This is a genomic window from Staphylococcus sp. URHA0057 (assembly GCF_000620265.1).
Classification (GTDB): Bacteria; Bacillota; Bacilli; order Staphylococcales; family Staphylococcaceae; genus Staphylococcus; species Staphylococcus pasteuri.
The window spans coordinates 111,951-134,990 of sequence record NZ_KK211096.1; the positions used below are offsets into that span (position 1 = coordinate 111,951).

Annotated in this window: 25 protein-coding genes; 17 read left to right on the top strand and 8 right to left on the bottom strand. The window is 30.4% G+C overall.

Features of this window, described 5'->3' with window-relative positions; translation table 11 throughout:
* The first annotated feature begins 85 nt into the window (after positions 1-85).
* The 7 genes from N524_RS0109995 (at position 86) to N524_RS0110025 (ending at position 6,565) form a co-directional block, all read left to right on the top strand.
* Positions 86-982 (top strand): ABC transporter substrate-binding protein, encoded by an 897-nt coding sequence (locus tag N524_RS0109995; RefSeq protein WP_029056397.1) that lies wholly within the window; start codon positions 86-88, stop codon positions 980-982.
* A 148-nt stretch (positions 983-1,130) separates the two neighbouring features.
* Entirely contained in the window at positions 1,131-2,081 is a 951-nt protein-coding gene (locus N524_RS0110000) for a FecCD family ABC transporter permease (RefSeq protein ID WP_029056398.1), read from the top strand.
* Between the two features lie 52 nt (positions 2,082-2,133).
* On the top strand, positions 2,134-2,856 hold the full coding sequence (locus N524_RS0110005; protein ID WP_029056399.1) for an HAD family hydrolase: 723 nt from the start codon (positions 2,134-2,136) through the stop codon (positions 2,854-2,856).
* A complete protein-coding gene (locus N524_RS0110010; protein ID WP_029056400.1) occupies positions 2,840-3,628 on the top strand; it encodes an alpha/beta fold hydrolase in 789 nt (262 codons plus the stop codon). The genes N524_RS0110005 and N524_RS0110010 overlap by 17 nt, the downstream gene beginning before the upstream one ends.
* A gap of 155 nt (positions 3,629-3,783) precedes the next feature.
* Positions 3,784-4,290 carry an SA0570 family protein gene (locus N524_RS0110015; protein WP_017636350.1) on the top strand — a complete coding sequence of 169 codons (507 nt, stop codon included), beginning with the start codon at positions 3,784-3,786 and terminating at the stop codon, positions 4,288-4,290.
* A 373-nt stretch (positions 4,291-4,663) separates the two neighbouring features.
* Positions 4,664-5,380, top strand: coding sequence for a hypothetical protein (locus N524_RS0110020; protein ID WP_029056401.1), 717 nt, complete (start codon positions 4,664-4,666; stop codon positions 5,378-5,380).
* A 381-nt stretch (positions 5,381-5,761) separates the two neighbouring features.
* Entirely contained in the window at positions 5,762-6,565 is an 804-nt protein-coding gene (locus tag N524_RS0110025; RefSeq protein ID WP_029056402.1) for an alpha/beta fold hydrolase, read from the top strand.
* A 220-nt stretch (positions 6,566-6,785) separates the two neighbouring features.
* Here N524_RS0110025 and sarA read toward each other — a convergent pair whose 3' ends face one another.
* The 5 genes from sarA to sroA form a co-directional block, all read right to left on the bottom strand.
* On the bottom strand, positions 6,786-7,160 hold the full coding sequence (sarA, locus tag N524_RS0110030; protein ID WP_029056403.1) for a global transcriptional regulator SarA: 375 nt from the start codon (positions 7,158-7,160) through the stop codon (positions 6,786-6,788).
* A 353-nt stretch (positions 7,161-7,513) separates the two neighbouring features.
* Positions 7,514-8,467, bottom strand: a complete 954-nt coding sequence (locus N524_RS0110035) for an HlyD family efflux transporter periplasmic adaptor subunit (RefSeq protein WP_029056404.1) — start codon at positions 8,465-8,467, stop codon at positions 7,514-7,516.
* Positions 8,468-8,616: 149 nt separating this feature from the next.
* On the bottom strand, positions 8,617-9,546 hold the full coding sequence (locus N524_RS0110040) for a DMT family transporter (protein ID WP_029056405.1): 930 nt from the start codon (positions 9,544-9,546) through the stop codon (positions 8,617-8,619).
* 188 nt (positions 9,547-9,734) lie between these two features.
* Positions 9,735-9,956 carry a DUF2922 domain-containing protein gene (locus tag N524_RS0110045; protein ID WP_017637185.1) on the bottom strand — a complete coding sequence of 74 codons (222 nt, stop codon included), beginning with the start codon at positions 9,954-9,956 and terminating at the stop codon, positions 9,735-9,737.
* Between the two features lie 10 nt (positions 9,957-9,966).
* Entirely contained in the window at positions 9,967-10,173 is a 207-nt protein-coding gene (gene sroA / locus N524_RS0110050) for a sigS mRNA-stabilizing protein SroA (RefSeq protein WP_017637186.1), read from the bottom strand.
* A gap of 141 nt (positions 10,174-10,314) precedes the next feature.
* On the opposite strand from sroA, the gene N524_RS0110055 reads away from it, so the two are divergent.
* The 9 genes from N524_RS0110055 (at position 10,315) to N524_RS0110095 (ending at position 19,324) form a co-directional block, all read left to right on the top strand.
* Positions 10,315-10,872 carry a tyrosine-type recombinase/integrase gene (locus tag N524_RS0110055; RefSeq protein WP_017637187.1) on the top strand — a complete coding sequence of 186 codons (558 nt, stop codon included), beginning with the start codon at positions 10,315-10,317 and terminating at the stop codon, positions 10,870-10,872.
* Positions 10,873-10,891: 19 nt separating this feature from the next.
* Positions 10,892-13,294: a Na+/H+ antiporter Mnh2 subunit A gene (gene mnhA2, locus N524_RS0110060; protein WP_029056406.1), complete on the top strand. Its 2,403-nt coding sequence runs from the start codon at positions 10,892-10,894 to the stop codon at positions 13,292-13,294.
* Complete coding sequence (gene mnhB2, locus N524_RS0110065) at positions 13,281-13,706, top strand: Na+/H+ antiporter Mnh2 subunit B (RefSeq protein ID WP_017637189.1); 426 nt, start codon at positions 13,281-13,283, stop codon at positions 13,704-13,706. The genes mnhA2 and mnhB2 overlap by 14 nt, the downstream gene beginning before the upstream one ends.
* A complete protein-coding gene (gene mnhC2, locus N524_RS0110070; RefSeq protein WP_017637190.1) occupies positions 13,703-14,047 on the top strand; it encodes a Na+/H+ antiporter Mnh2 subunit C in 345 nt (114 codons plus the stop codon). Before mnhB2 ends, mnhC2 begins: the two co-directional genes overlap by 4 nt.
* The gene (gene mnhD2, locus N524_RS0110075) at positions 14,037-15,536 is read left to right on the top strand and encodes a Na+/H+ antiporter Mnh2 subunit D (RefSeq protein ID WP_119622665.1); all 1,500 of its coding nucleotides are present in this window, start codon (positions 14,037-14,039) and stop codon (positions 15,534-15,536) included. Before mnhC2 ends, mnhD2 begins: the two co-directional genes overlap by 11 nt.
* Entirely contained in the window at positions 15,537-16,019 is a 483-nt protein-coding gene (gene mnhE2, locus N524_RS0110080) for a Na+/H+ antiporter Mnh2 subunit E (RefSeq protein WP_029056408.1), read from the top strand.
* On the top strand, positions 16,016-16,318 hold the full coding sequence (gene mnhF2, locus N524_RS0110085; protein ID WP_029056409.1) for a Na+/H+ antiporter Mnh2 subunit F: 303 nt from the start codon (positions 16,016-16,018) through the stop codon (positions 16,316-16,318). The genes mnhE2 and mnhF2 overlap by 4 nt, the downstream gene beginning before the upstream one ends.
* Entirely contained in the window at positions 16,293-16,748 is a 456-nt protein-coding gene (gene mnhG2 / locus N524_RS0110090) for a Na+/H+ antiporter Mnh2 subunit G (protein WP_029056410.1), read from the top strand. The genes mnhF2 and mnhG2 overlap by 26 nt, the downstream gene beginning before the upstream one ends.
* 533 nt (positions 16,749-17,281) lie before the next feature.
* On the top strand, positions 17,282-19,324 hold the full coding sequence (locus tag N524_RS0110095; RefSeq protein WP_029056411.1) for a cation:proton antiporter: 2,043 nt from the start codon (positions 17,282-17,284) through the stop codon (positions 19,322-19,324).
* 443 nt (positions 19,325-19,767) lie between these two features.
* Here the strand turns inward: N524_RS0110095 and mntC are convergent, their stop codons facing one another.
* From mntC to N524_RS0110110, 3 genes are read right to left on the bottom strand one after another with little or no spacing between them, the layout of a single operon-like run.
* Complete coding sequence (mntC, locus tag N524_RS0110100) at positions 19,768-20,697, bottom strand: manganese ABC transporter substrate-binding lipoprotein MntC (protein WP_029056412.1); 930 nt, start codon at positions 20,695-20,697, stop codon at positions 19,768-19,770.
* The gene (locus N524_RS0110105) at positions 20,698-21,531 is read right to left on the bottom strand and encodes a metal ABC transporter permease (protein WP_029056413.1); all 834 of its coding nucleotides are present in this window, start codon (positions 21,529-21,531) and stop codon (positions 20,698-20,700) included.
* The gene (locus tag N524_RS0110110; protein WP_029056414.1) at positions 21,528-22,274 is read right to left on the bottom strand and encodes a metal ABC transporter ATP-binding protein; all 747 of its coding nucleotides are present in this window, start codon (positions 22,272-22,274) and stop codon (positions 21,528-21,530) included. The genes N524_RS0110105 and N524_RS0110110 overlap by 4 nt, the downstream gene beginning before the upstream one ends.
* Before the next feature lie 121 nt (positions 22,275-22,395).
* Between N524_RS0110110 and N524_RS0110115 the strand changes: the two genes are divergently transcribed.
* A complete protein-coding gene (locus N524_RS0110115) occupies positions 22,396-23,040 on the top strand; it encodes a metal-dependent transcriptional regulator (protein WP_029056415.1) in 645 nt (214 codons plus the stop codon).

A 23,040-nucleotide genomic window follows, 5' to 3' on the forward strand; every position in this document is an offset into this window, starting at 1 on the left:
AAACCTAATGAAATTTGTATAGAATTTGATATGATTAAAAGAAAGATTATACATATAAAAATTAAACTGAATGGAATGAGAATATATGAAACGTCATTTGTGGATAGTCATGATAGCTACAATTTTAATTCTAGCAGGTTGCAGTCAAGGTAATGATTCTAAATCATCTAATAATAAAGATAAACAAGCTTCTGATGGAAAATCACCATATCATCGAATCGTTTCGCTAATGCCAAGCAACACAGAAATTCTATATGAACTTGGTTTAGGAGACAATGTAGTAGGTGTATCTACAGTAGATGATTACCCTAAAAATGTTAAAAAAGGGAAAAAGCAATTTGATTCAATGAACTTAAATAAAGAAGCGTTATTAAAAGCAAAACCTGATTTAATACTTGCGCACGAATCACAAAAATCATCATCTGGAAAAGTATTAGATTCACTAAAAAAAGACGGGATTAAGGTCGTCTATGTGAAAGATGCTCAATCAATTGATGAAACATACGATACATTTAAATCTATAGGAAAGTTAACGCATAAAGAAAAACAAGCGAATCAATTAGTCAAAGAAACGAAAGACAATGTAAATAAAGTAGTGCAATCTATTCCAAAGCATCATAAAAAACAAAATGTATTTATTGAAGTATCATCAAAACCAGATATTTACACAGCAGGTCAGCATACTTTCTTTAATGATATGTTAAACAAACTTCAAGCTAAAAACAGCTTTAATGATATTGAAGGTTGGAAATCTGTAAGCAAAGAAAGCATTATAAAGCACAATCCAGATATATTTATTTCAACTGAAGGAATGTCACAATCTGATTATAAAAAAATCATAGAAAAACGTGGTGGATTCGATAAAACGAATGGGGTAAAACACAATCGCATTGAAACAGTAAATGGTGACGAAATATCACGACCAGGACCTAGAATTGATGATGGATTAAAAGAATTAAGAGACGCTATTTATAAAAAATAATATAAATTTAAAAGTACTAGCAGAAACATGTCAGGCCTATAAGTAAAGTTTTTAGATAGGTAGGTAACTTGAATGGCTAGTACTTTTTTTATTTAAAATTTGTTATGATGAGCACGATATCTATATTGTAAATAGGAAAGAGAATAAAATGAAAAAGTTGAAAACAATTTTAATATGGACATTATTATTAATAGTGATTACTTTAATAAGTTTGGTATGGCAAATTGGTGATTTATCAGATCCATTTAATCAAACTATTTTATTGAAAGTTAGATTACCAAGAGTGATGGAAGCTGTACTTACGGGAGCAACTTTAACTTTAGCAGGTCAAATGTTTCAGACTGTACTTAATAATCCATTAGCTGATAGTTTTACGTTGGGGTTAGCAAGTGGAGCAACATTTGGTTCAGGTTTAGCACTTTTTCTTGGTTTAAGTTTCTTGTGGATTCCTTTTTTCTCTATTGGCTTTAGTCTTATTACACTTGTAATAGTGTTAGGACTAACTATGGCATTATCTCACGGGTATCCTGTGCGAGTTTTAGTACTCATTGGTTTGATGATAGGTGCCTTATTTAATGCTTTATTATATATTTTGATTTTAATTAAGCCACAAAAATTAAATTCAGTAGCCAACTATTTATTTGGAGGATTTGCCTCTGCTGAAATTGAAAATAATATAGTGATAGCTATCGTATTAATTGTAGCTATTGTATGTTTATCCTTATTAATCCGTTCTATTAAATTATTGCAACTGGGTGAATTGAAGGGGCAGTCTTTAGGTTTAAATGTTCAACGTATTACATTTATAGTACTTACTATAGCTTCAATTATAACGGCAGTTGTCGTAGCCTATGTGGGCATTATCGGCTTCATAGGTATGATTGTGCCTCAATTAGTCCGTCGTTATTATTGGCGTTTTGAGTTAGGAATACAGATGATTTTGAATACAATCATTGGGGCTACTGTTATGATAATGGCAGATTTCATAGGAAGTACGGTTATTCATCCAATACAAATACCAGCCAGTATAGTCATGGCATTACTAGGTATACCAGTATTATGTTATATATTATTATCTCAATATAAAGTATTACGCTAATCCTATTCATTTGCTAAAATAGGAATTAATAAACTATGAAGAGGTTACTAAGATGGATTTGAGTCATATAAAAGCAATTGTCTTTGATTTAGAGGGGACATTGCTAGATCGAGTAAAATCACGTGAGAAATTTATAGAAGAACAATATGAAAGATTTCATGATTATTTTGTCCATGTACAGCTCGCTGATTTTAAAAATAAATTTATCGAGTTAGATGATGATGAAGATAATGATAAACCGGATTTGTATAAAGAAATTATAAAGCAATTTCATATTGATAGATTAACTTGGAAAGATTTATTTAATGACTTTGAGATGCATTTCTATCGTTATGTCTTTCCTTATTATGACACGTTATACACTTTGGAGAGATTGTCTAATGCTGACTATCTTATTGGTGTTATAGCTAATGGGAAATCAAAAATAAAGCAATTCAGATTACATTCTTTAGGTATTATGCATGTGATTAATTACTTATCTACTTCTGAAACAGTAGGTTATCGAAAACCCCATCCAAAAATATTTGAAGATATGATTGATCAACTAGATGTTAAAGCAGAGGAGATTATGTATGTCGGAGACGATGCTTTAAATGATGTCGCACCTGCACGTGCCATGGGAATGGTAAGTGTATGGTATAAACAAGAATATGCTGAAATAGAGCCTCTTAAAGAAGAAGTAGATTTTACAATTACAACAATCGAAGAATTATTAGATATATTACCGAAAAACTTTAACTTAGAAGGAGAACAATCTAATGGATTTATTTACTAGAAATGATGGAACAACATTACACTACAATACGTTAGGCGAGGGTTATCCTGTAGTGCTTGTTCATACAGCATACGATAATTATTCTGTTTTTAATAATTTGGCTAAAAAGCTTGCTAAATCATTTCAAGTGGTGTTGATCGATTTAAGAGGGCATGGATACTCTGATAAGCCTAGAAACATAGTATTTAAAGAGTTTTCAGATGACATTATCGCATTATTAGATTACATATACATAGACCAAGCTGCATTTATTGGCCATGAACTAGCTACTATGATTATATCTGATATGGCTGTAAGATATCCTGACTATGTTTCTTCATTAACTTTAGTTAATCCTACATCTGTTGAGGGAGAATTACCTGAAGAACGATTATTTAGAAAATATGCTCATAAAATACGTAATTGGAATGATGAGGAACAGTCTAAATTTTTAAATAATAAAAAATATTACAAACCACGTAAAATGAATAAATTTTTAAAACATGTAGAAGATACGAATGCTATTTCAACAAAAGAGGAAATACAAGCTATCGAAGAGGTATTTAAATCTAAGGGTATTGCTGAAGTATTTTCAGAAGTAGAGGCACCGACGCTAATTATTGCTGGAGAATATGGAGAAAGAACAACAACATTAGAAGCGAAAGAAGTATTAGATTTAATAGTACACGGAGAATTTTTAGTGTATAGTGCTTCTAGTTTATATCCATTTGTAGAAGAAGAACATAAGTTTATTGATGATGTATCCACATTTATCAAGCAACACATACGTTGATAAACAATGTAAACATTGGTTTAATGAAGGGTTTATGTAAGACTTTAGAATGAAATTTGTAATGTTTTTGTAATATTATTGTCATTTTAGTAATATTTATAGTATACTAACAGTAAGCACAAGAAAGAGATATTGATAAAAAGGAGCGTGTGCTTATGAAAAAGCTAATGGCATCATTACTTGTTTCAGGTCTAGTTGTCACAGGAGTAAACGTTAATCACGTTGAAGCAGCAACTGGAAATTCACTTCAAACCGTTCAACAAATCACTCAAGGCGATCAATCATTAGAAAATGTTAAAATAGGCGAGTCTATTCAAAGTGTTTTAAATAAATATAGTCATCCAATTTATTCTTATAATGAAAATGGGTCAGAACACTATTATGAATTTAGAACACATAAAGGCGTTCTATTAGTTACAGCAGATGGCAAAAAAGATAAAGGTCACGTGACACGTGTATCTATGACTTATAATAAAGCTGACGGACCAACATATAAATCAGTTAAACAAAATGTAAGCCCTAGTGCTGTAAGCCGTGTACATTATAATAAAGTAACTGGTAACTTTGGTTATATCCAAGATAAAAATGCAAGCTATCAATTTAGCTCAAATTCACCTAAAGATAAAAATGTAAAACTTTATAGAGTGGATTTAGGTAAATAAAATAGCGTTTAAAATAGCTAATAACCGATAAACATATTCATAAATGATATACATGTCATAAAGTTAGGAACTTAGTTCAACTTTAAAGGTGTACATCAATATTTTGAATATATGTTTGTCGGTTATTTTGTGTTTTGAATAAATAAAATTAGTTTATTTTATCTAGGATAAACTTAACCATTAGTATAAAATTAAATTTAAGTGTAAAGAAATCACGAAAATATTATGTTACAATGCTATATTGATAGTAATTAAAGCGTGTTTAATATTTTAAAATTTATGTATAGAGTGAAAATAGTATGCTTAAGTTTTCTTCTTAAGTAGTTTATCGAATAAAATGAACATCAAGAAAGTGTTATTAAAGGAGCTTAATATGAGGGTAAATGATAAAGTTTTACTTGAAAATATCAATGACTATTTCAGTCATAAAGGTATGTCGCCTAATCTAATTGATGATATAAAAGAAAAGTTTCGTGTAGATATCCAAAAGTCAGAAGCCAAAGACCAAGATTATATAGAATATAGAGGTAAATCTCCAGCACAAATTATATTGATTATTCAACGTAATTTATTTGCTCTTGAACTTAATCCTATTATCTTTTTTATCATTAATTTTATTCTGATTTCTTATTTATATGATAAACAGTATGTTCAATTTCAGGCGATTACTGGTATCAGTCTATTTTATTGTTTAGTTATTTTTCCATTATCAATTTGGATTTATGTCAGAATTAATAAAAAGAACTATCTCTACAGTAACCGGTTTGAAATGATATTTGGATTTATTATAGCAGCAATTGCGATTATACTCATTACGATGCAAGGTTTCCATTTTAATTGGTCGATTATTCCAATATCAATATATGGTCATCAATTTGTTTTCTTTGTCGGAATTGTTTTAGCTATAATCGGAATTTATTTTAGAAAATTAGAATTTACTGGTTTGGGATTGCTAGTTTGTCAAAAAACGATTGATGCTATGGTTTCAAATTCAGATGTTGCACAAATATTTTCATTAGTCATTTGGATTTTATTAGTGATATTAATTATTTACTGCACTATTAAATTATCAGAACGTACAAAAAGTTAATAAATCTATATTAAAGCCTTCATTAAGAAAAAGTCTTATGAAGGCTTTTCTTTATTTTATTTGAACACTAAATGTAGCCTGAGACATTGTTTTATGTCCCAGGCTCGTACATTTAAATGAAAAAATGTAACAAGAAATTTATAAGGTTAAAGTAAGTTGAATACTATCTAATCATCATTGCGGGGGCAACACTAAGAAATCAGAGATTTCAGAGTAGCGCCCTAAGAAGTTCTAAGTAATAAAATTACTAAGTTGCAGAGGAACGCCTGAGCTAAAGCTCATGCATAAGAAGTTCTAAACAATAAATTGTTAAGAACTTCTAAATATTGGCGTAAAGATATTTTCAAATGGGTATAGTAATTACTAAAGGGAGGTGCCACTATGGATAAAGTTCAATTAAGCAATGAAATTGAAATTGCTTATCGTGATGTAGGGCAAGGCATTCCCATCGTATTAATTCATGGATTAGATGGCAACTTAGCAGCATTTAAACAATTATCTGAACAATTAAGTGACCGCTATAGAGTCATAACTTATGATGTACGTGGTCATGGGAAATCGTCACGATGTGAAGTGTATGATTTAGAAGATCACATTGAAGACTTATATATGTTAATGGATCAATTAGACATAAGCTCGGCACATATTTTAGGACATGATATGGGCGGATTAATTGGAAAACGTTTCACCGAAAAATATCCTTTTAAAACCATTTCGTTAACTGCGATTTCTTCTAAAAGGGAGGATATTGCTCATGGTTTCACACAATTGATGGTGGATCATCAAGATTTAGTTGCTGGTTTTAATAAATCCGAAGCGTTGTTATTATTATTTCCATTTCTATTTAAAGAACAAGATAATACAATGAAATGGTTTCAAGATCAAAGAATGTATAGCAGACCTTCAGCAGAAGAAAGTGCTATAGCGATTAGAGCTCTAATATCTTCTAATGCAGAAGAACAAGAAGCTACACAGTTGGTTAACGTACCAACATTAATTATAAATGGTTTCTATGATCCGTTAATTAAAGATAAAATCAATTATTGTGTTGATGATCATTTTGAAAATATTACTAAAATGATATTCAATGAGTCAGGACATGCACCACATATTGAAGAGCCAGAAAAATTTATAAATGTATACTTAGATTTTATAAGTTCAATTGAACATTGGATATCTAAATAGTTTATTTAGATAAGCAAAAAAGGTTACTTATCATGCTAAATCATGATAAGTAACCTTTTTAATGTCAGACACATTTTAATCATCTTCCAAACAATTCATCATTAAAAAATACCTATCTTTATCAAGATAGGTAAGCAAAATAGATACGTACATTAAAGTATATTAAGTTGGTAGCTAAAATATGCGTATCTTTTAACAAAGCTATACTTCAATACGAGACTTATACTTCGTTTTCGTCGTTTGCTTCTGTAATACGATTATTAACACGTTTTAATAATTCATCAATTTTTTTACGTTGTTTAGTATTAACTAAGATTAATACAGTTCTTTCATCATGTTCGTTACGTTTTTTATCGAAATAATCTTCTTGTGATAAGTTTTTAACCGCTTTAACAACTTGTGGTTGTTTATAGTTTAAATGGTTAATAATATCTTTAAGGTAATATTCCTCTTCTTTGTGTTCACTAATATAAGTTAAAACTGCGAATTCTTCAAAGCTAATTGAAAATTCTTTTTTGATAATACTTTTTAATTTGTCAGCATAAGTGACCATTGCTAGTAACTCGAAGCAATCATTTATTTTTGAAATAGCCATTACTGAAACCTCCCTATTTATATACACTTACATATACCTTTATAAGTGTCTTTACCCGATTTTATATATTTATATCTCTTTTTTGAAAAATATGAAGTGTCTGCCATAATTTAGTATTAAATTTATTTAAAAAAATATATTTAATGCTATATTATTTAGTTAATTATAACTAAATAAATTTAAGAAGTAAACAAATAAGTGTTTATAAAACTAATTATTGATTATGGTATAACATTTTTTCATATATATAGCATTTTTCAATTACAAATTTATCATAACAAATTCAAATTTTCTGTAATTTAATAAAAAAACAACTGAAAAGTAAAGTTTTTGCAATAATTATTACAAATAAATTATTTATAAGAACTTTGTAGTGACTTTGAAGGTGCTTCAACGACCTTTTCATTTAACATTAACCCTTGAGTAACATTAATCATATTTTTTTGGTCTGTTAATTGATATGTAACTTGTCGTTTAACTAAACGATGACCTAATTGTACAAGTACATATTTATTATCAATTAATGCTGTTTTAGGGACGAGAATATCATTTGAGAAAAGTTTGATTTTAAAGTGTGTACCAATAGCGAAATGTTGTTGAGTTGATATTTCAATTTGGTACGTGGATTGGTTACTTTTAATTTGTTGTGGAATATCTGAGATATATTTTATTTTTCCTATAAAACTTTTTTTATCATTAGAATAGATTGAAATATCTTGATTAATTCTTAATTTATCTTTTTCGGATTCTGATATATTAGCACGGATGATGCGCTCCTGGCTATTAATTTGCATTATTTTGTTGTTACTTTTTGAAGGTGATTGAGTAAAAAAGTGTACTTTTCCAGAAATTGGAGAATAAATAGTTGTACGGGTTTCAGATTTATCTTTAACAAATTGTGATGTCATTAAAGTTCTTTCAAGTAATTGTTGTTGTTGTTGAATCGATAACTTGGGATATGCTTTTTGGATTTGAGAAAGGGTTAAATGTTGTTGTTGCTCAAGTTGTTTTTGTTTAGAGGGGTTAAAATATTCGAATAGGGGTGTATCTTTTTTGATACTTGATTGATGTTTAACTAAGAATTGGTTGATGTAACCAAGTTGATCATTATAGTAAATGTTAAAACTTTTGACTGCTTCTTGAGTGCCTATTGTAGATAATAAAAGCTTATGTTTAACCTTTATAGTTTTGAATTGGTTGGATTGAGATTGTTGTTGAGAAGAATGATAGAAGTAAAATCCAAAGTAGAGAGAAATAATTAACAATAGAATGGATAAAATAAAAATAGTTAGTTTTTTTAAATTCAATAAGTTCACCTCGTGGAAATAGATGGATATATTATACAATACAATATTATATTGAGGTATATTGAAATTAAATTAGATTTTAATTTTGTATAAATTTATTGTTAATATGAATGAAATAAATAAAAATCGAGTTCATAAATAGAACTCGATTAGAATAAACGTAATAGTATAATGCCAATTGCGATACAGACTAATCCTATGCATTTACGAAGAGTGATCTTATTTTTAGGCGTACCTAGTAAACCAAAGTGGTCGATAATGACACCCATTAACATTTGACCTAGCATACCTACAATAGTTGTCAGAGCGGCACCTAGAAAAGGCATTAATACGATGTTTGAAGTGACAAATGCCATACCTAATACACCACCGACAAAATAAACAGGTTTAATTTGACCTAATTTTTCATGTGAACGATGTACTTTTAAACTTTTATGGAATATAAGAGTTAAAATCAATAAAGCGATAGTACCTATAGTGAACGAGACGAGGGAAGCAAAGAAAGAAGAATCAACTTCTTTAGCTAACGCACTATTAATTGTAGTTTGTATAGGAGGTGCGCAACCAAAAATAAATCCTACAATTAACCATATATATAAACGAGAATTAGATTTCCCCATTAATTTGTCTTTAGGTATTTGATTCATTAATAATATACCGATGAGTAATAATACAATTCCAACGGCTTTAAAAAGGGTGAATGATTGTTCATTTGCACCAAACAAACCTAACGTATCAATTGTGACACCCATGATAATCTGACCAGCCACAGTAATGACTACTGTAAGCGCAGCACCAAGTCTAGGTAATAATAATAAATTTCCTGTTAAGAAACATACACCTAATAAACCACCGATAAACCAATGATAATTGATGTCTTGATGAGTAAGGAAGCTTGGCGCCAACATTTGAGGATTAATGATTAAATTAAGAATAATTAAACATACTGTGCCAACACCGAAAGAAATTGTTGAAGCATAAAAAGAAGACTTCGTATATTGACTAAGTCTTGAATTCACTGAAGTCTGTATTGGGATTAACATACCTACAAAAATACCTAAAAAGTATAGAAAAGCCATATTGTGTGTCACTCATTTCTTATATAGTGAATTAATTATAACGGAAATAAGGGTTATATAAAATAGATGGCGTTAAATCATATAGAGAAATATGAGGTCATAATATTCATATTCTATGATAATAAAAAAACGCTTCTTACTGAATCATTGTTCAGTGAGAAGCGGTTTAAATATCAAATTGGCACTATCTATTTGTTTTCAAAAAGAATTTGAGTATTTTTAGTTACGATATACGCTGCATAGATTTTATTAATTGGGCCTTCAGTTGATTTTAAAATATCTAACTTTAATAACTGTTTCATACATTCTTTTGCAATTTGTTCAGTTATAGAGCTGTCATTTTCGGGTATTTGTAACTTAACAGGTTTGTCTAATTGATTTTTGAATACAAGATCTAATGTAGTCTTCATGTTAGTCCTCCTATACTAATGCTTGAGTTCTAATTGCTTCAACTTTATCGAATGATTCTCCAGTTAATCGTTCAATAATAGAAGAAAACGTTTTGATTTGTTCATCTGTAGCAGTGGGCTTTAAATTTGAAAAACGACGTTTGTGTTGAGTTGCTTTACCTTCTGAATCATAAGTGACACGTGTTAAAACAACTACAAGTTGGTTAACTTCATTCATTGTAATGACCTCCTTTCACTTTATATATCGAAAGTAAATTTTAAAAGGGACACTATTTATTAATTTATTTTTAAGCAAACTGCTTTAATGTTACATAAATATGATTTATCATTGAATAAGAAACTTTTTTCAGGAGGACGTATGAATCAAGTAGAACCTATTAGAAATACAGAAGACATACAAAAAATGTACACTATATTGCGATCTCGTTCACAAAGAGATTATTTATTATTTAAATTTGCGATACATACAGGTGTTAAGTTATGTGAATTATTAAATATGAAAGTCCATAGACTAAAGTCAGTTGAAAGTGGAAATATCAAATCAACTTGGATTGACAATGTTGACCCCTCTATACAAATTTTATTGCCCCCAGATTTAAGAAATGAGTTACAAGATTATATTAATCATTATCAAATTCAGGAAGATAAACTTATATTCCAATCATTAAGAACCGGTAAGGGATTATCTAGGCAACAAGCATATCGCATTATTCATAAGGCAGCTGAAGAATCTAATATACCGCATGTTGGGTTAACTACACTTAGAAAGACATTTGCCTATCACGCTTATCAATCAGGTATTTCTATTTCTATTATTCAAAAATATTTAGGACACCAAACAACGCATGAAACGATGAAGTTTATTGGTATTAAAGATAAAACTCATAATAATACTGTTATTGCGTTGAATTTATAAATTAAAAAGGAGGCTTTTGATGGGCTTGTTAAACCTAATGGTGATATTAGTAGCCATTATGGGTCTAGTGCTATTGTCCATGTTACATCGTAAAATGAATGCGTTGGCAGGTTATATAGCACTATGTGCCCCTATTATTTCATCAATCTATTTTATTGCGAAGATACCACAGATTGTTCAGCAACATATGATTACGTTGCATATTCCATGGATGACTTCGCTAGATATTAACTTTGACTTGAGGCTAGATGGACTCAGTTTAATGTTTGCTTTAATTATTTCACTTATAGGTGTAGCGGTATTTTTCTATGCTACTCAATATTTATCGCCTCATACGGATAACCTACCTAGATTCTTCTTTTATTTATTATTATTTATGTTTAGTATGTTAGGAATTGTGCTTTCAAATAATACCATTTTGATGTATATCTTTTGGGAGTTAACAAGTGTTTCATCATTTTTACTTATATCCTATTGGTATGATAATGGTAATAGTCAGTTGGGAGCTATACAATCCTTCATGATAACTGTATTTGGCGGATTAGCATTATTGACAGGATTTATTATGTTGTATTTGATGACCGGAACAAATACGATTACAGAGATTATTGAACAACGTCATCATATTATTAATCATCCTTTATTTATGCCAATGATGTTAATGATATTATTAGGTGCCTTTACCAAATCTGCACAATTTCCATTTCATGTATGGCTACCTAAAGCAATGGCTGCACCAACCCCAGTTAGTGCCTATCTTCATTCAGCTACTATGGTAAAAGCGGGTATTTTCTTATTATTCCGTTTTACTCCAGTATTAGGATTAAGTGATGTCTATATTTATATTGTGACATTTGTAGGTTTAATAACTATGTTATTTGGTTCTATTACAGCTTTAAGACAATACGATTTAAAAGGGATTTTAGCGTATTCAACTATTAGTCAATTAGGCATGATGATGTCAATGGTAGGAATTGGCGGCGGTTATGCACAACATCCTTCAGATTCATTATCAGAGTATTATGTTTTAGTATTATTTGCCGGATTATTTCATTTAATGAATCACGCTATTTTTAAATGTGCGTTATTCATGGGTGTAGGTATAATCGATCATGAAGCTGGAACGAGAGACATACGTTATTTAAATGGAATGCGTAAACTGTTCCCTAAAATGCATATCACAATGTTACTAGCAGCATTATCTATGGCAGGAGTGCCATTTTTAAACGGATTTTTAAGTAAAGAAATGTTTTTTGATTCATTAGTAAAGGCTATACATTTAGACCAATTTGATATTACATTAACGATTATTGTTGTTGCTATAGGTGTAATAGCTAGTATCTTTACCTTTACCTATGCACTTTACATGATTAAAGAAACATTTTGGGGCAAATTTAATAAAGATTATTTTACTAAGAAGAATATTCATGAACCTGTAGCGTTTAGTTTGCCCGCATTAGTATTAATGATATTAATACCAATTATATTCGTTATTCCTAATCTTTTTGGTCAGCACATCATTTTACCAGCCTTAAGATCAGTTACAGCTAAAGGTACACAAGTGGATAACATCGCACCGCATATTTCACAATGGCACGGCGTTAATTTACCACTTATTTTAAGTATTATTGTCATCGTTGTAGGTATAGCTTTAGCTTTAATGGTAGAGTGGAAATCTTTAACACACAAATTAATCAAACATGCTTCTATAACAGATACTTATATGGCTATTTATAGAAAGTTTGAAGCTTATTCTGGATATAGTATAAGAATGTTGATGAAAAACAAACTTAACCACTACATTATCATTACTTTGCTCATCTTTGTTGCCATAATTATGTATGGCTATATTCGTGTAGGCTTTCCACATGTACATGAGTTACATGTATCTACTTTTGGACCATTAGAAGTTATTTTATCAATTGTTACATTGATTATCGGAATTGTACTTATATTTATTAGACAACGTCTGACAATGGTTGTGTTAAATGGTGTTATAGGATTCGCTGTGACATTATTCTTCATTGCGATGAAAGCACCTGATTTAGCATTGACACAACTAGTAGTTGAAACAATAACGACTATACTATTTATCGTTAGTTTTTCTAGATTACCTAACGTTCCGAGAGCAAAAGCGAATATTAAAAAAGAAACAATCAAAATCATTGTGTCATTGATTACTGCGGTTACTGTTGTTTCACTCATATTCATTACTCAGCAAACTGACGGTATGCCAACAATATCTAAATTCTATGAAAATGCAGATAAATTAACTGTTGGTAAAAATATAGTTAACGCTATCCTAGGAGATTTCAGAGCACTAGATACTTTATTTGAAGGTCTAGTATTGATTATCGCAGGACTTGGGATTTATACATTATTAACTTATAAAGATCGGAGGGGACAAGATGAAAGAGAATGATGTAGTGCTACGAACGGTAACTAAGATTGTTGTGTTTATCTTATTAACATTTGGATTCTATGTGTTCTTTGCGGGACACAATAATCCAGGTGGTGGATTTATTGGTGGCTTGATTTTCAGTTCGGCATTTATTCTTATGTTCCTTGCGTTTGATGTTAAACAGGTACTGATTAGTTTGCCAATTGATTTTAAAAAGTTAATGATTATAGGTTCTTTAGTTTCAGTAATGACTGCTATTGTCCCAACATTTTTCGGGAAGCCATTTTTATACCAAACTGAAGCGGATATTGCTTTACCTCTAATAGGTCACGTTCATGCGACTACTGTGACTTTATTTGAACTAGGCATATTACTAACCGTTGTTGGTGTTATTGTAACGGTGATGCTATCAATAAGTGGGGGTAAATCATGAATCTCATTTTATTATTAGTAATAGGATTTTTAGTATTTATTGGTACGTATATGATTCTATCGGTTAATTTAATTAGAATTGTTATTGGTATTTCCATATATACGCATGCCGGTAATCTGATTATTATGAGTATGGGTCAATATGGTCCTGGAATGTCTGAAGCACTTATTAAGGGCGGTCATCAACATTTTGTGGATCCACTACTACAAGCAATTGTATTAACAGCGATTGTTATTGGATTTGGTATGACGGCATTTTTACTTGTATTAATTTATAGAACATATCGTGTAACAAAAGAAGATGAAATCAATGTATTAAGGGGTGAAGAAGATAATGAGTAATTTATTAATATTGCCAATGTTACTCCCATTTCTTTGCGCTTTAATACTAGTATTTATCAAAGATAAAAATAAAGTATCGAAATTTCTTTGTATCAATACAATGATAGTGAATACGATTATCTCATTATTATTACTAATTTATGTAATGAATCATCATCCCATCACATTAGACTTTGGGGGTTGGAAAGCGCCATTTGGAATACAGTTTTTAGGTGATTCATTAAGTTTATTAATGGTAACCATAACATCTTTTGTCGTTACTTTAATCATGGCATATGGATTTGGTCGAGGTGAACAACGTGTCAATCGATTTCATTTACCATCATTTATTCTGTTTTTAACTGTAGGTGTCATAGGTGCATTCTTAACTTCTGATTTATTTAATTTATATGTGATGTTTGAAATTATGTTACTTGCATCTTTTGTACTTGTTACGCTAGGTCAATCTGTAGAACAATTACGTGCTGCCATTATTTATGTCGTATTAAATATTATTGGATCATGGTTCTTACTTTTCGCAATTGGTTTGTTATATAAGACGGTAGGAACACTTAATTTCTCACATGTTGCATTGAGATTGAGTCATATGCAAGATAATCAAACTGTGACAATGATTTCACTTATATTTCTTGTTGCATTCAGTTCTAAAGCAGCACTTGTCATATTCATGTGGTTACCTAAAGCATATGCAGTATTAAATACAGAACTAGCAGCGCTATTTGCAGCATTAATGACTAAAGTAGGTGCTTATGCATTAATACGTTTCTTTACATTAATCTTCCATCATCATGAAAATGTGACGCATCCACTACTTATTTTTATGTCATGTTTAACGATGATAATAGGCGCTTTTGGTGTATTAGCTTATAAAGATATTAAAAAAATCGCTGCCTACCAAGTTATTTTATCAATTGGATTTGTCATTCTTGGTTTAGGTTCACACACTTTTTCAGGTGTGAATGGTGCTATTTTCTATTTAGCAAATGATATTATCGTTAAAACGTTATTATTTTTCATTGTAGGTAGTCTAGTTTACATTTCAGGCTATCGTCAATATCATTACTTGAGCGGACTTGCCAAACGTGAGCCATTTTTTGGAATAGCATTTGTCGTTATGATTTTAGCTATTGGCGGTGTACCTCCATTTAGTGGATTTCCAGGAAAAGTACTTATTTTTAAAGGTGCAATTGAAAATGGTAACTACATTGGACTAGGTTTAATGATCGTGACAAGTTTAATCGCTATGTATAGCTTGTTTAGAATATTATTTGTGATGTATTTTGGCGATCAAGATGGTGAAGAAGTAGACTTCAAGAAGATACCTAAATATCGTACAGGTATTCTAGGTATACTCGTTGCAGTCGTTTTATTAATGGGTATTGCGGCACCGCTTGTATTACAAGTGACTGAAAATGCTACATCACTAAATATGGATGAACATAAATTCCATCAAAACGTTAATACACATTTGAAGGAGGGAAGTAACTAGATGAATCAAGTCGTACTAAATATTGTTATTGCATTTTTGTGGGTATTATTCCAAGACGAGGATGAATTCAAGTTTACAACCTTCTTCTCAGGCTATCTAATTGGTATTATCGTGATTTATATTTTACATCGTTTTTTCGGACAAGAATTTTATTTAAGAAAAATATGGGTTGCTTTTAAATTTTTAATGGTTTATTTATATCAATTGATTACAGCTAGTATTAGTACAATTAATTATATTTTATTTAAAACTAAAGATATGAACCCAGGTTTATTAACGTACGAAACGAATTTGAAAAACGACTGGGCAATTACATTTTTAACTATATTGATTATTATCACGCCAGGTTCGACAGTGATACGTATATCGAAAGGCACAAATAAGTTTTTAATTCATAGTATTGATGTGACAGATAAAGATAAGAAGAATTTATTACGTAATATTAAACAATATGAAGATTTAATCTTGGAGGTGACACGATGATACAGGCTTTGACTCAATTTTTTATTATTTCAGCTCTGGTTATATTTGGTATTGCATTATTAATATGTCTGCTTAGATTAATTAAAGGACCAACCACTGCTGATAGAGTTGTTTCATTCGATGCGACAAGTGCAGTTGTGATGTCGATCGTTGGTGTCATTAGTGTCATTATGGATACTGTATCATTTCTAGATTCAATTATGTTAATAGCCATTATTTCATTTGTTAGTTCAGTATCCATTTCTAGATTTATTGGAGGAGGTCGCGTTTTCAATGGAAACAATAAAAGAAATCGTTAGCCTCATCTCTGCTATTTTAATTTTTCTAGGTAGTATTATCGCATTGATTAGTGCAATAGGTATTGTGAAATTCCAAGATGTCTTCTTACGTAGTCATGCATCAACGAAAAGTTCTACTTTGTCTGTATTATTGACTATCATTGGTGTATTAATCTACTTTACTATGAATGCTGGATTCTTCAGTGTTAGATTATTATTATCACTTGTTTTTATTAATTTAACATCTCCAGTTGGAATGCATTTGGTAGCGCGTGCTGCTTATCGAAATGGCGCCTATATGTATAGAAAAGATGATGTGCCAAGACAGTCTTCGATTTTACTCAGCCAAGATGAATTCAATTCGCCTGAAGAATTAAAAACACGAGCAAAATTGAGAGAAGAAAGAAGAGAAAAATTATATTATAAAGATAAGAAGAAGCTCTATAAATAATTTGTGGAAAAGAAATAAAGCAATTGGACACTTTAAAAAATAAGTGTTTAATTGCTTTTATATTTGTCAGAAAAATATGAGAAATAAAGGTGCGATTTATTTAAGTATTATGTAAAATAATGATAAAATATTGAACAAGGAAAATTGTGAATTTAAGTAGTTATTTATTGGAAAGTGATAAAAATGTTTTATGAGTTTGGAACTTTAAAGTGTGACGTTTGGGCTTTTGATATTGGACGTTATTGTTAACCAGTGCAGTACTTTAACATTCCAAAATCATAAAATTCGTTTAGACTCTATGTGTTTACTTTTCAATTAATATTTATATTATTGATGTATTGATAAAACCAATTTGTGATAACTTAATTGAATTCTTACTGCTTAATTATCAAATGGATTCAATTATGCCGTTATATACGTTTTGCTTTTTATTTAATAATCGCTTCTACTTTATTTAACCCCTGAAGTACATCAATTCCATTATTTTTTACTTAATTTTCATCCCAAAAATAATTTATTAAAGAGGTGAAAGTTTGGAAATATTTGAAACATTACTTATATTTGTCGGCGTTGTTATTATTAGTTCATTTGTTCATACATTTATGCCGAAAGTACCATTAGCATTCATTCAAATTGCTTTAGGTATGCTATTATTTATCACTCCAATTCCTGTTGAGTTTAATTTTGATTCGGAATTATTTATGGTCGCACTTATCGCACCGCTACTATTTGTAGAAGGCGTTAATGTCTCAAGGGTCCATTTAAGAAAATATATAAAACCAGTTATGATGATGGCGTTAGGTCTTGTTATTACTACTGTAGTGGGCGTAGGATTTTTCATTCATTGGATATGGCCAGAATTACCAACGGGTGCAGCTTTTGCTATAGCAGCAATTTTATGTCCTACTGATGCAGTTGCCGTGCAAGCAATTACAAATGGGAAAGTGTTACCTAAAGGTGCAATGACGATATTAGAAGGTGAATCATTATTAAATGATGCTGCCGGTATCATTTCATTTAAAATTGCAGTTGGAGTACTTGTAACTGGAACGTTCTCAATAATGGAATCTATTGAGCAATTTCTAGTTGCTTCTATAGGCGGTGCAATTGTAGGATTGCTTATTGGAATGGCATTAGTTCGTTTTAGATTGACGTTAATGCGCCGTGGAATAGAAAACATTAATATGTTTACGTTTATTCAATTATTAACACCATTCGTTACATATTTAGTGGCAGAATTATTCCATGCTTCTGGTATTATCGCCGCAGTGTTAGCAGGCTTAGTTCACGGCTTTGAACGTGATAGAATTGCACAAACACGTACAAGATTACAAATGAGTTATAACCATACATGGAATATTTTGGGATATGTCTTAAACGGTTTTGTATTTTCAATATTAGGATTTTTAGTTCCTGAAGTTGTGATTAATATTATTAAAACAGAACCACACAATTTGATCTTTTTAATTGTCATAACTGTTCTCGTAGCATTGGCTGTTTATCTGTTTAGATTTTTATGGGTTTATGTATTGTATCCTTATTTTTATTTATCAGTCAGTCCATTCCAAAAAATGATTAGTCAAGACGATGATGGCAATAACACAACAGAAAAGCCACCTAAGCGAAGTTTATATGCTTTGATTATGACTTTATGTGGTGTTCACGGAACAATTTCACTGGCCATTGCGTTGACACTACCGTATTATTTAGCTAATCATCAAGATTTTTCTTATCGTAACGATTTGTTATTTATTGCTTCAGGAATGATTATTATAAGTTTAGTTGCTGCTCAACTATTATTACCATTTGTAACTGCTAATGCGCCTGAAGTAAAAGTAGGTAGTATGAATTTCAAAGAGGCAAGAATTTACATTTTAGAACATGTTATAGATTACCTAAATCAAAGATCAACTTTTGAAACAAGTTATCGATATGGTAACGTGATTAAGGAATATCATGATAAATTAACATTCTTAAAATCAGTAGAGAAAGATGATGAAAACTCTAAAGAACTTGAAAGACTTCAAAAAATTGCATTTAACGTAGAAACGAAAACATTGGAACAATTAGTTGATGACGGAGATATCACTAATAGTATTTTAGAAAACTATATGCGTTATGCTGAACGTACACAAGTATATCGACAAGCTTCATTAATACGTCGACTCATTGTATTATTTAGAGGTATGCTTTTGAAACGTCGTGTGAAAACAACAATCAATTCAGCATCTTCATTAAGTGTTACAGATAACCTATTAGAACTTGTTAAAATTAACAAGATGGTTCACTATAATGTGGTTAAACGATTAGGACAAGAAGCTACTAATGATAACAAATTAGAAGTAGGTATGATTTGTGATGGTTATTTAATGCGTATAGATAACTTAACACCAAACAATTTCTTTAATTCTGCAAGCGAAAATACGTTAACACGTATAAAACTCAATGCATTGCGTGAACAAAGACGTATACTTAGAGAATTAATAGAAGACGAAGAAGTTACTGAAGGCACTGCATTAAAACTTAGAGAATCTATTAATTACGATGAAATGGTCATCGTTGATAGTATGTCATAGAATCATTATAAAAATAGGGAAGCTCGTGAGGATGAACCTCACGAGCTTTTTTCCTATGTGTACTAGGGATGACTTTATAACATTGACAGTCAGTATACTAGGATTGAAAATTTTCGGGAAAAAACGAACCTATTTTACATAAACTGTCTTATTAAAACTACTGGTAAAGGGGGATGAAATATTACCTTTACCGCATGGGAGATTAAATAATGTTTAAGCCCACTACATAAATGAGATGAGATAGACTAACACTACCATATCGTGCGTGAGAGAACTATTTTATATTTTAGGAGGATAATATAAAATTCACGCACGATATGAGACTATTAGTTATCAAGATATGACTTAATAGGGTGGCTGGGTATTTAAATCACATAATCATTCTATCCCAGCCATCTACTATATTAAGTCGTTGTATATATTGAACAAGTGAATTTAAAATATTATTTCATACTACCATGAATCGTATCTATATTTGATTTCATCATTTTGTAATATGAATCACCCTTTGAACCTTTTTTACCGATAGAATCAGTAAATACGTCGCCATAAATATCTTTATGTGTTTCTTCAGACAAGCTTTGCATTGCTTTTTTATCTACACTAGTTTCTATTAAAAGGTGTTTAATATGGTTATCTTTAACAAATTGAATAGCTTGTTTCATTTGTGATGGTGTACCTTGTTTTTCAGTATTAATTTCCCAAATATATCCTGGTTTAATATCATATTGTTTTGCGAAATATTTGAAAGCACCTTCACTAGTAATCATGGCACGTCGCTCTTTAGGGATGTCATTAAACTTATCTTTACTGTCTTTGTTTAATTTTTCTAGTTTAGAAAGATATTGATGACCTTGATCTTTGTAATATTGTTGATTAGTGTTATCATGCTTGATTAAACTATTTTGAATTGTTTTAACATATTTAATACCATTTTCAATACTTAACCAAGCATGTGGATCTAATTTATCTTTATTGCCTTCTTCACCGTTGAGGTAAATCGGTTTAACATCTTTAGATACAGCAATAACTTTTTTGTCATCGATAGATTTTCCAGCTTGATCTAATGCTTTTTTAAACCAACCATTTCCAGATTCTAAATTTAATCCATTGTAAAATATAACGTCTGCATCAGTTAGCTTTTTAATATCTTTAGGTTTAACTTCATATTCATGAGGATCTTGTCCTACAGGTACGATACTATGGACGTCAACATGTTTTCCGCCAACATTTTTAACCATGTCATATAAAATTGAATTTGTTGTAACTACTTTTAATTTATGATTATCGGCATCCTGTTTGTCATCTTGCGACTGGCCACATCCAGCTAAGATAATAAAGAATGCTAGTAATAAAGGTATTAATTTTTTCATTTAAACAACGCCTCTTTTCTGTTTATTTTTAAGTGTTGTAATACCTAAGGTGATGATATAAATAGCAAAAGTACAAAGAACGATAGCTGCACCACTAGGTACGTTGTATATGTAACTGAAATAAAGTCCAATAATTGAACTAATAACACCTATAAAACTTGCTACTGCCATCATGCTATATAAATGTTTACATATTAAGAATGCAGTTGAAGCGGGTGTTACTAATAACGCAACTACTAAAATAATGCCTACTGTTTGTATACTCGCAACAGTTACTAGAGCAAGTAACAACATGACAAAATAATGTATAGCTGTCGTATTTAAGCCATTCATTCTACTAAAGGTATTATCGAAAGTAGAAATCATTAAAGGTCGATAAAATATTACAATAAGACATAAAACAAATAGACCAATGATAATCGTTGTCCAGAATGTTGTATGTGTTATTGCTAGTAAATTACCAAATAAAATATGATACAAATCTGTTGTACTGTTAATTAAACTTATTAATATAACACCTAATGCGAGAAATGCGGTGAAACTTATACCAATTGCTGCATCAGGTTTGGTCTTACTTTTAGAAGTAATAAAACCAATTAAAATACTGGCAACCATTCCTGTCACTAATGCGCCAATAAACATAGGTATCCCAAAAAGGAAAGATAATGCCACCCCAGGTAATACTGCATGGCTCATTGCATCACCCATTAATGACAAACCTCTTAAAACAATAAGGCTCCCAACAGTGTCACATACTACGCCAACAATCATCGATGTAATTAAAGCCCTATTTAAAAATTGATAATTTAATATATGAGCTAAAAAGTCATTCACGACTGGGTCACTTCCTTTCGTTCTAAACTTTGACGAGGTGATTGTGACAAAAATGTATCATTTAAAAGGGTGTCGTTATTGAGTGCATCCTCAGTACTACCAAAGTATTTTAAAGTTTGGTTAAGTAACATGATTCGATCAAAATAATGTGATGCTTTAGATAAGTCATGGTGTACGATAAGAATTAATTTACCTTGAGCTTTAAGTTGTCTAATTTTATTTATAATTAAGCGTTCACTTTTAAAATCTATTCCAATAAAAGGCTCATCGAATAAATAAAGCATACTTTTAGACATAAGTGCTCTTGCGACTAGTACTCGCTGAAGTTGTCCACCACTTAATGCTGAAATTTGTTTATGTCTTAATGACGTTAAATCTAAATCCTCTAATAAATGTTTGAGTTGAACTTTAGTATCATGTCTCAGTCGATTAAACCAACCTATCTCTCCATAGCATCCGGATAAGATAACTTTTTCAACATTAATGGGGAAATCTAAGTCGATATTTGATTTTTGAGGTATGTAAGTCATACGTTTCAATTGGTTATGTATTGGACGTTCATATAATAACTGAGTACCAGATGCATGAAAATCTCCTGTTAATGATTTGAGCATAGAAGATTTACCTGCGCCATTAGGTCCCATAATTCCTATAATTTCTCCGATGATAGGAATTTTAAAATTGATGTCTTTTAAAACATGTTTATTACCTAGAAATAGATTTAAATTCTTAACTTCTAGCAAATATTAATACCTCCTAATTAAAAGTTTAGGTTAACCTAATTTATTTTATAATAAACTGAGAAGTTTTAACATGTCAAGTAGATTCGTGATACAATAAAGTGAATATATGTGAGGTGAAATGATGTTAACTGAAGAAAAAGAGGATTATCTCAAAGCTATATTGACGAATGACGGCGATGTATCTTTCGTATCAAATAAAAAATTATCTCAATTTTTAAATATAAAGCCACCTTCAGTAAGTGAAATGGTAAGTAGACTAGAAAAATCTGGTTATGTAGAAACGAAACCATATAAGGGTGTTAAATTAACAGAAGAAGGGTTAAATCTCACTTTAGATATTATTAAAAGACATCGATTACTCGAGTTATTTTTGATAGAGATTTTAAAATACAATTGGGAAGAAGTGCATCAAGAAGCAGAAATTCTTGAACATAGAATCTCAGATTTATTCGTAGAACGTTTAGACAAAATTTTAGACTACCCTGAGACTTGCCCGCATGGTGGTGTTATACCTAGAGATCACCATTATAAAGAGAAATACACGAAGACAATACTCGAATTTCAGCCAGGTGATATGTTAACTATTAAGCGTGTCAGAGATAAAACTGAATTGTTGGTATACCTTTCAAGTAAAGATATTTCTATTGGAAATGAAGTTGAAGTCGTTTCGAAAGATGATACGAATAAAGTGATTATTATTAAACGAAATGAAGTTATAACTATTTTAAGTTACGAAAATGCAATGAATATTTTTGCTGAAAAATAA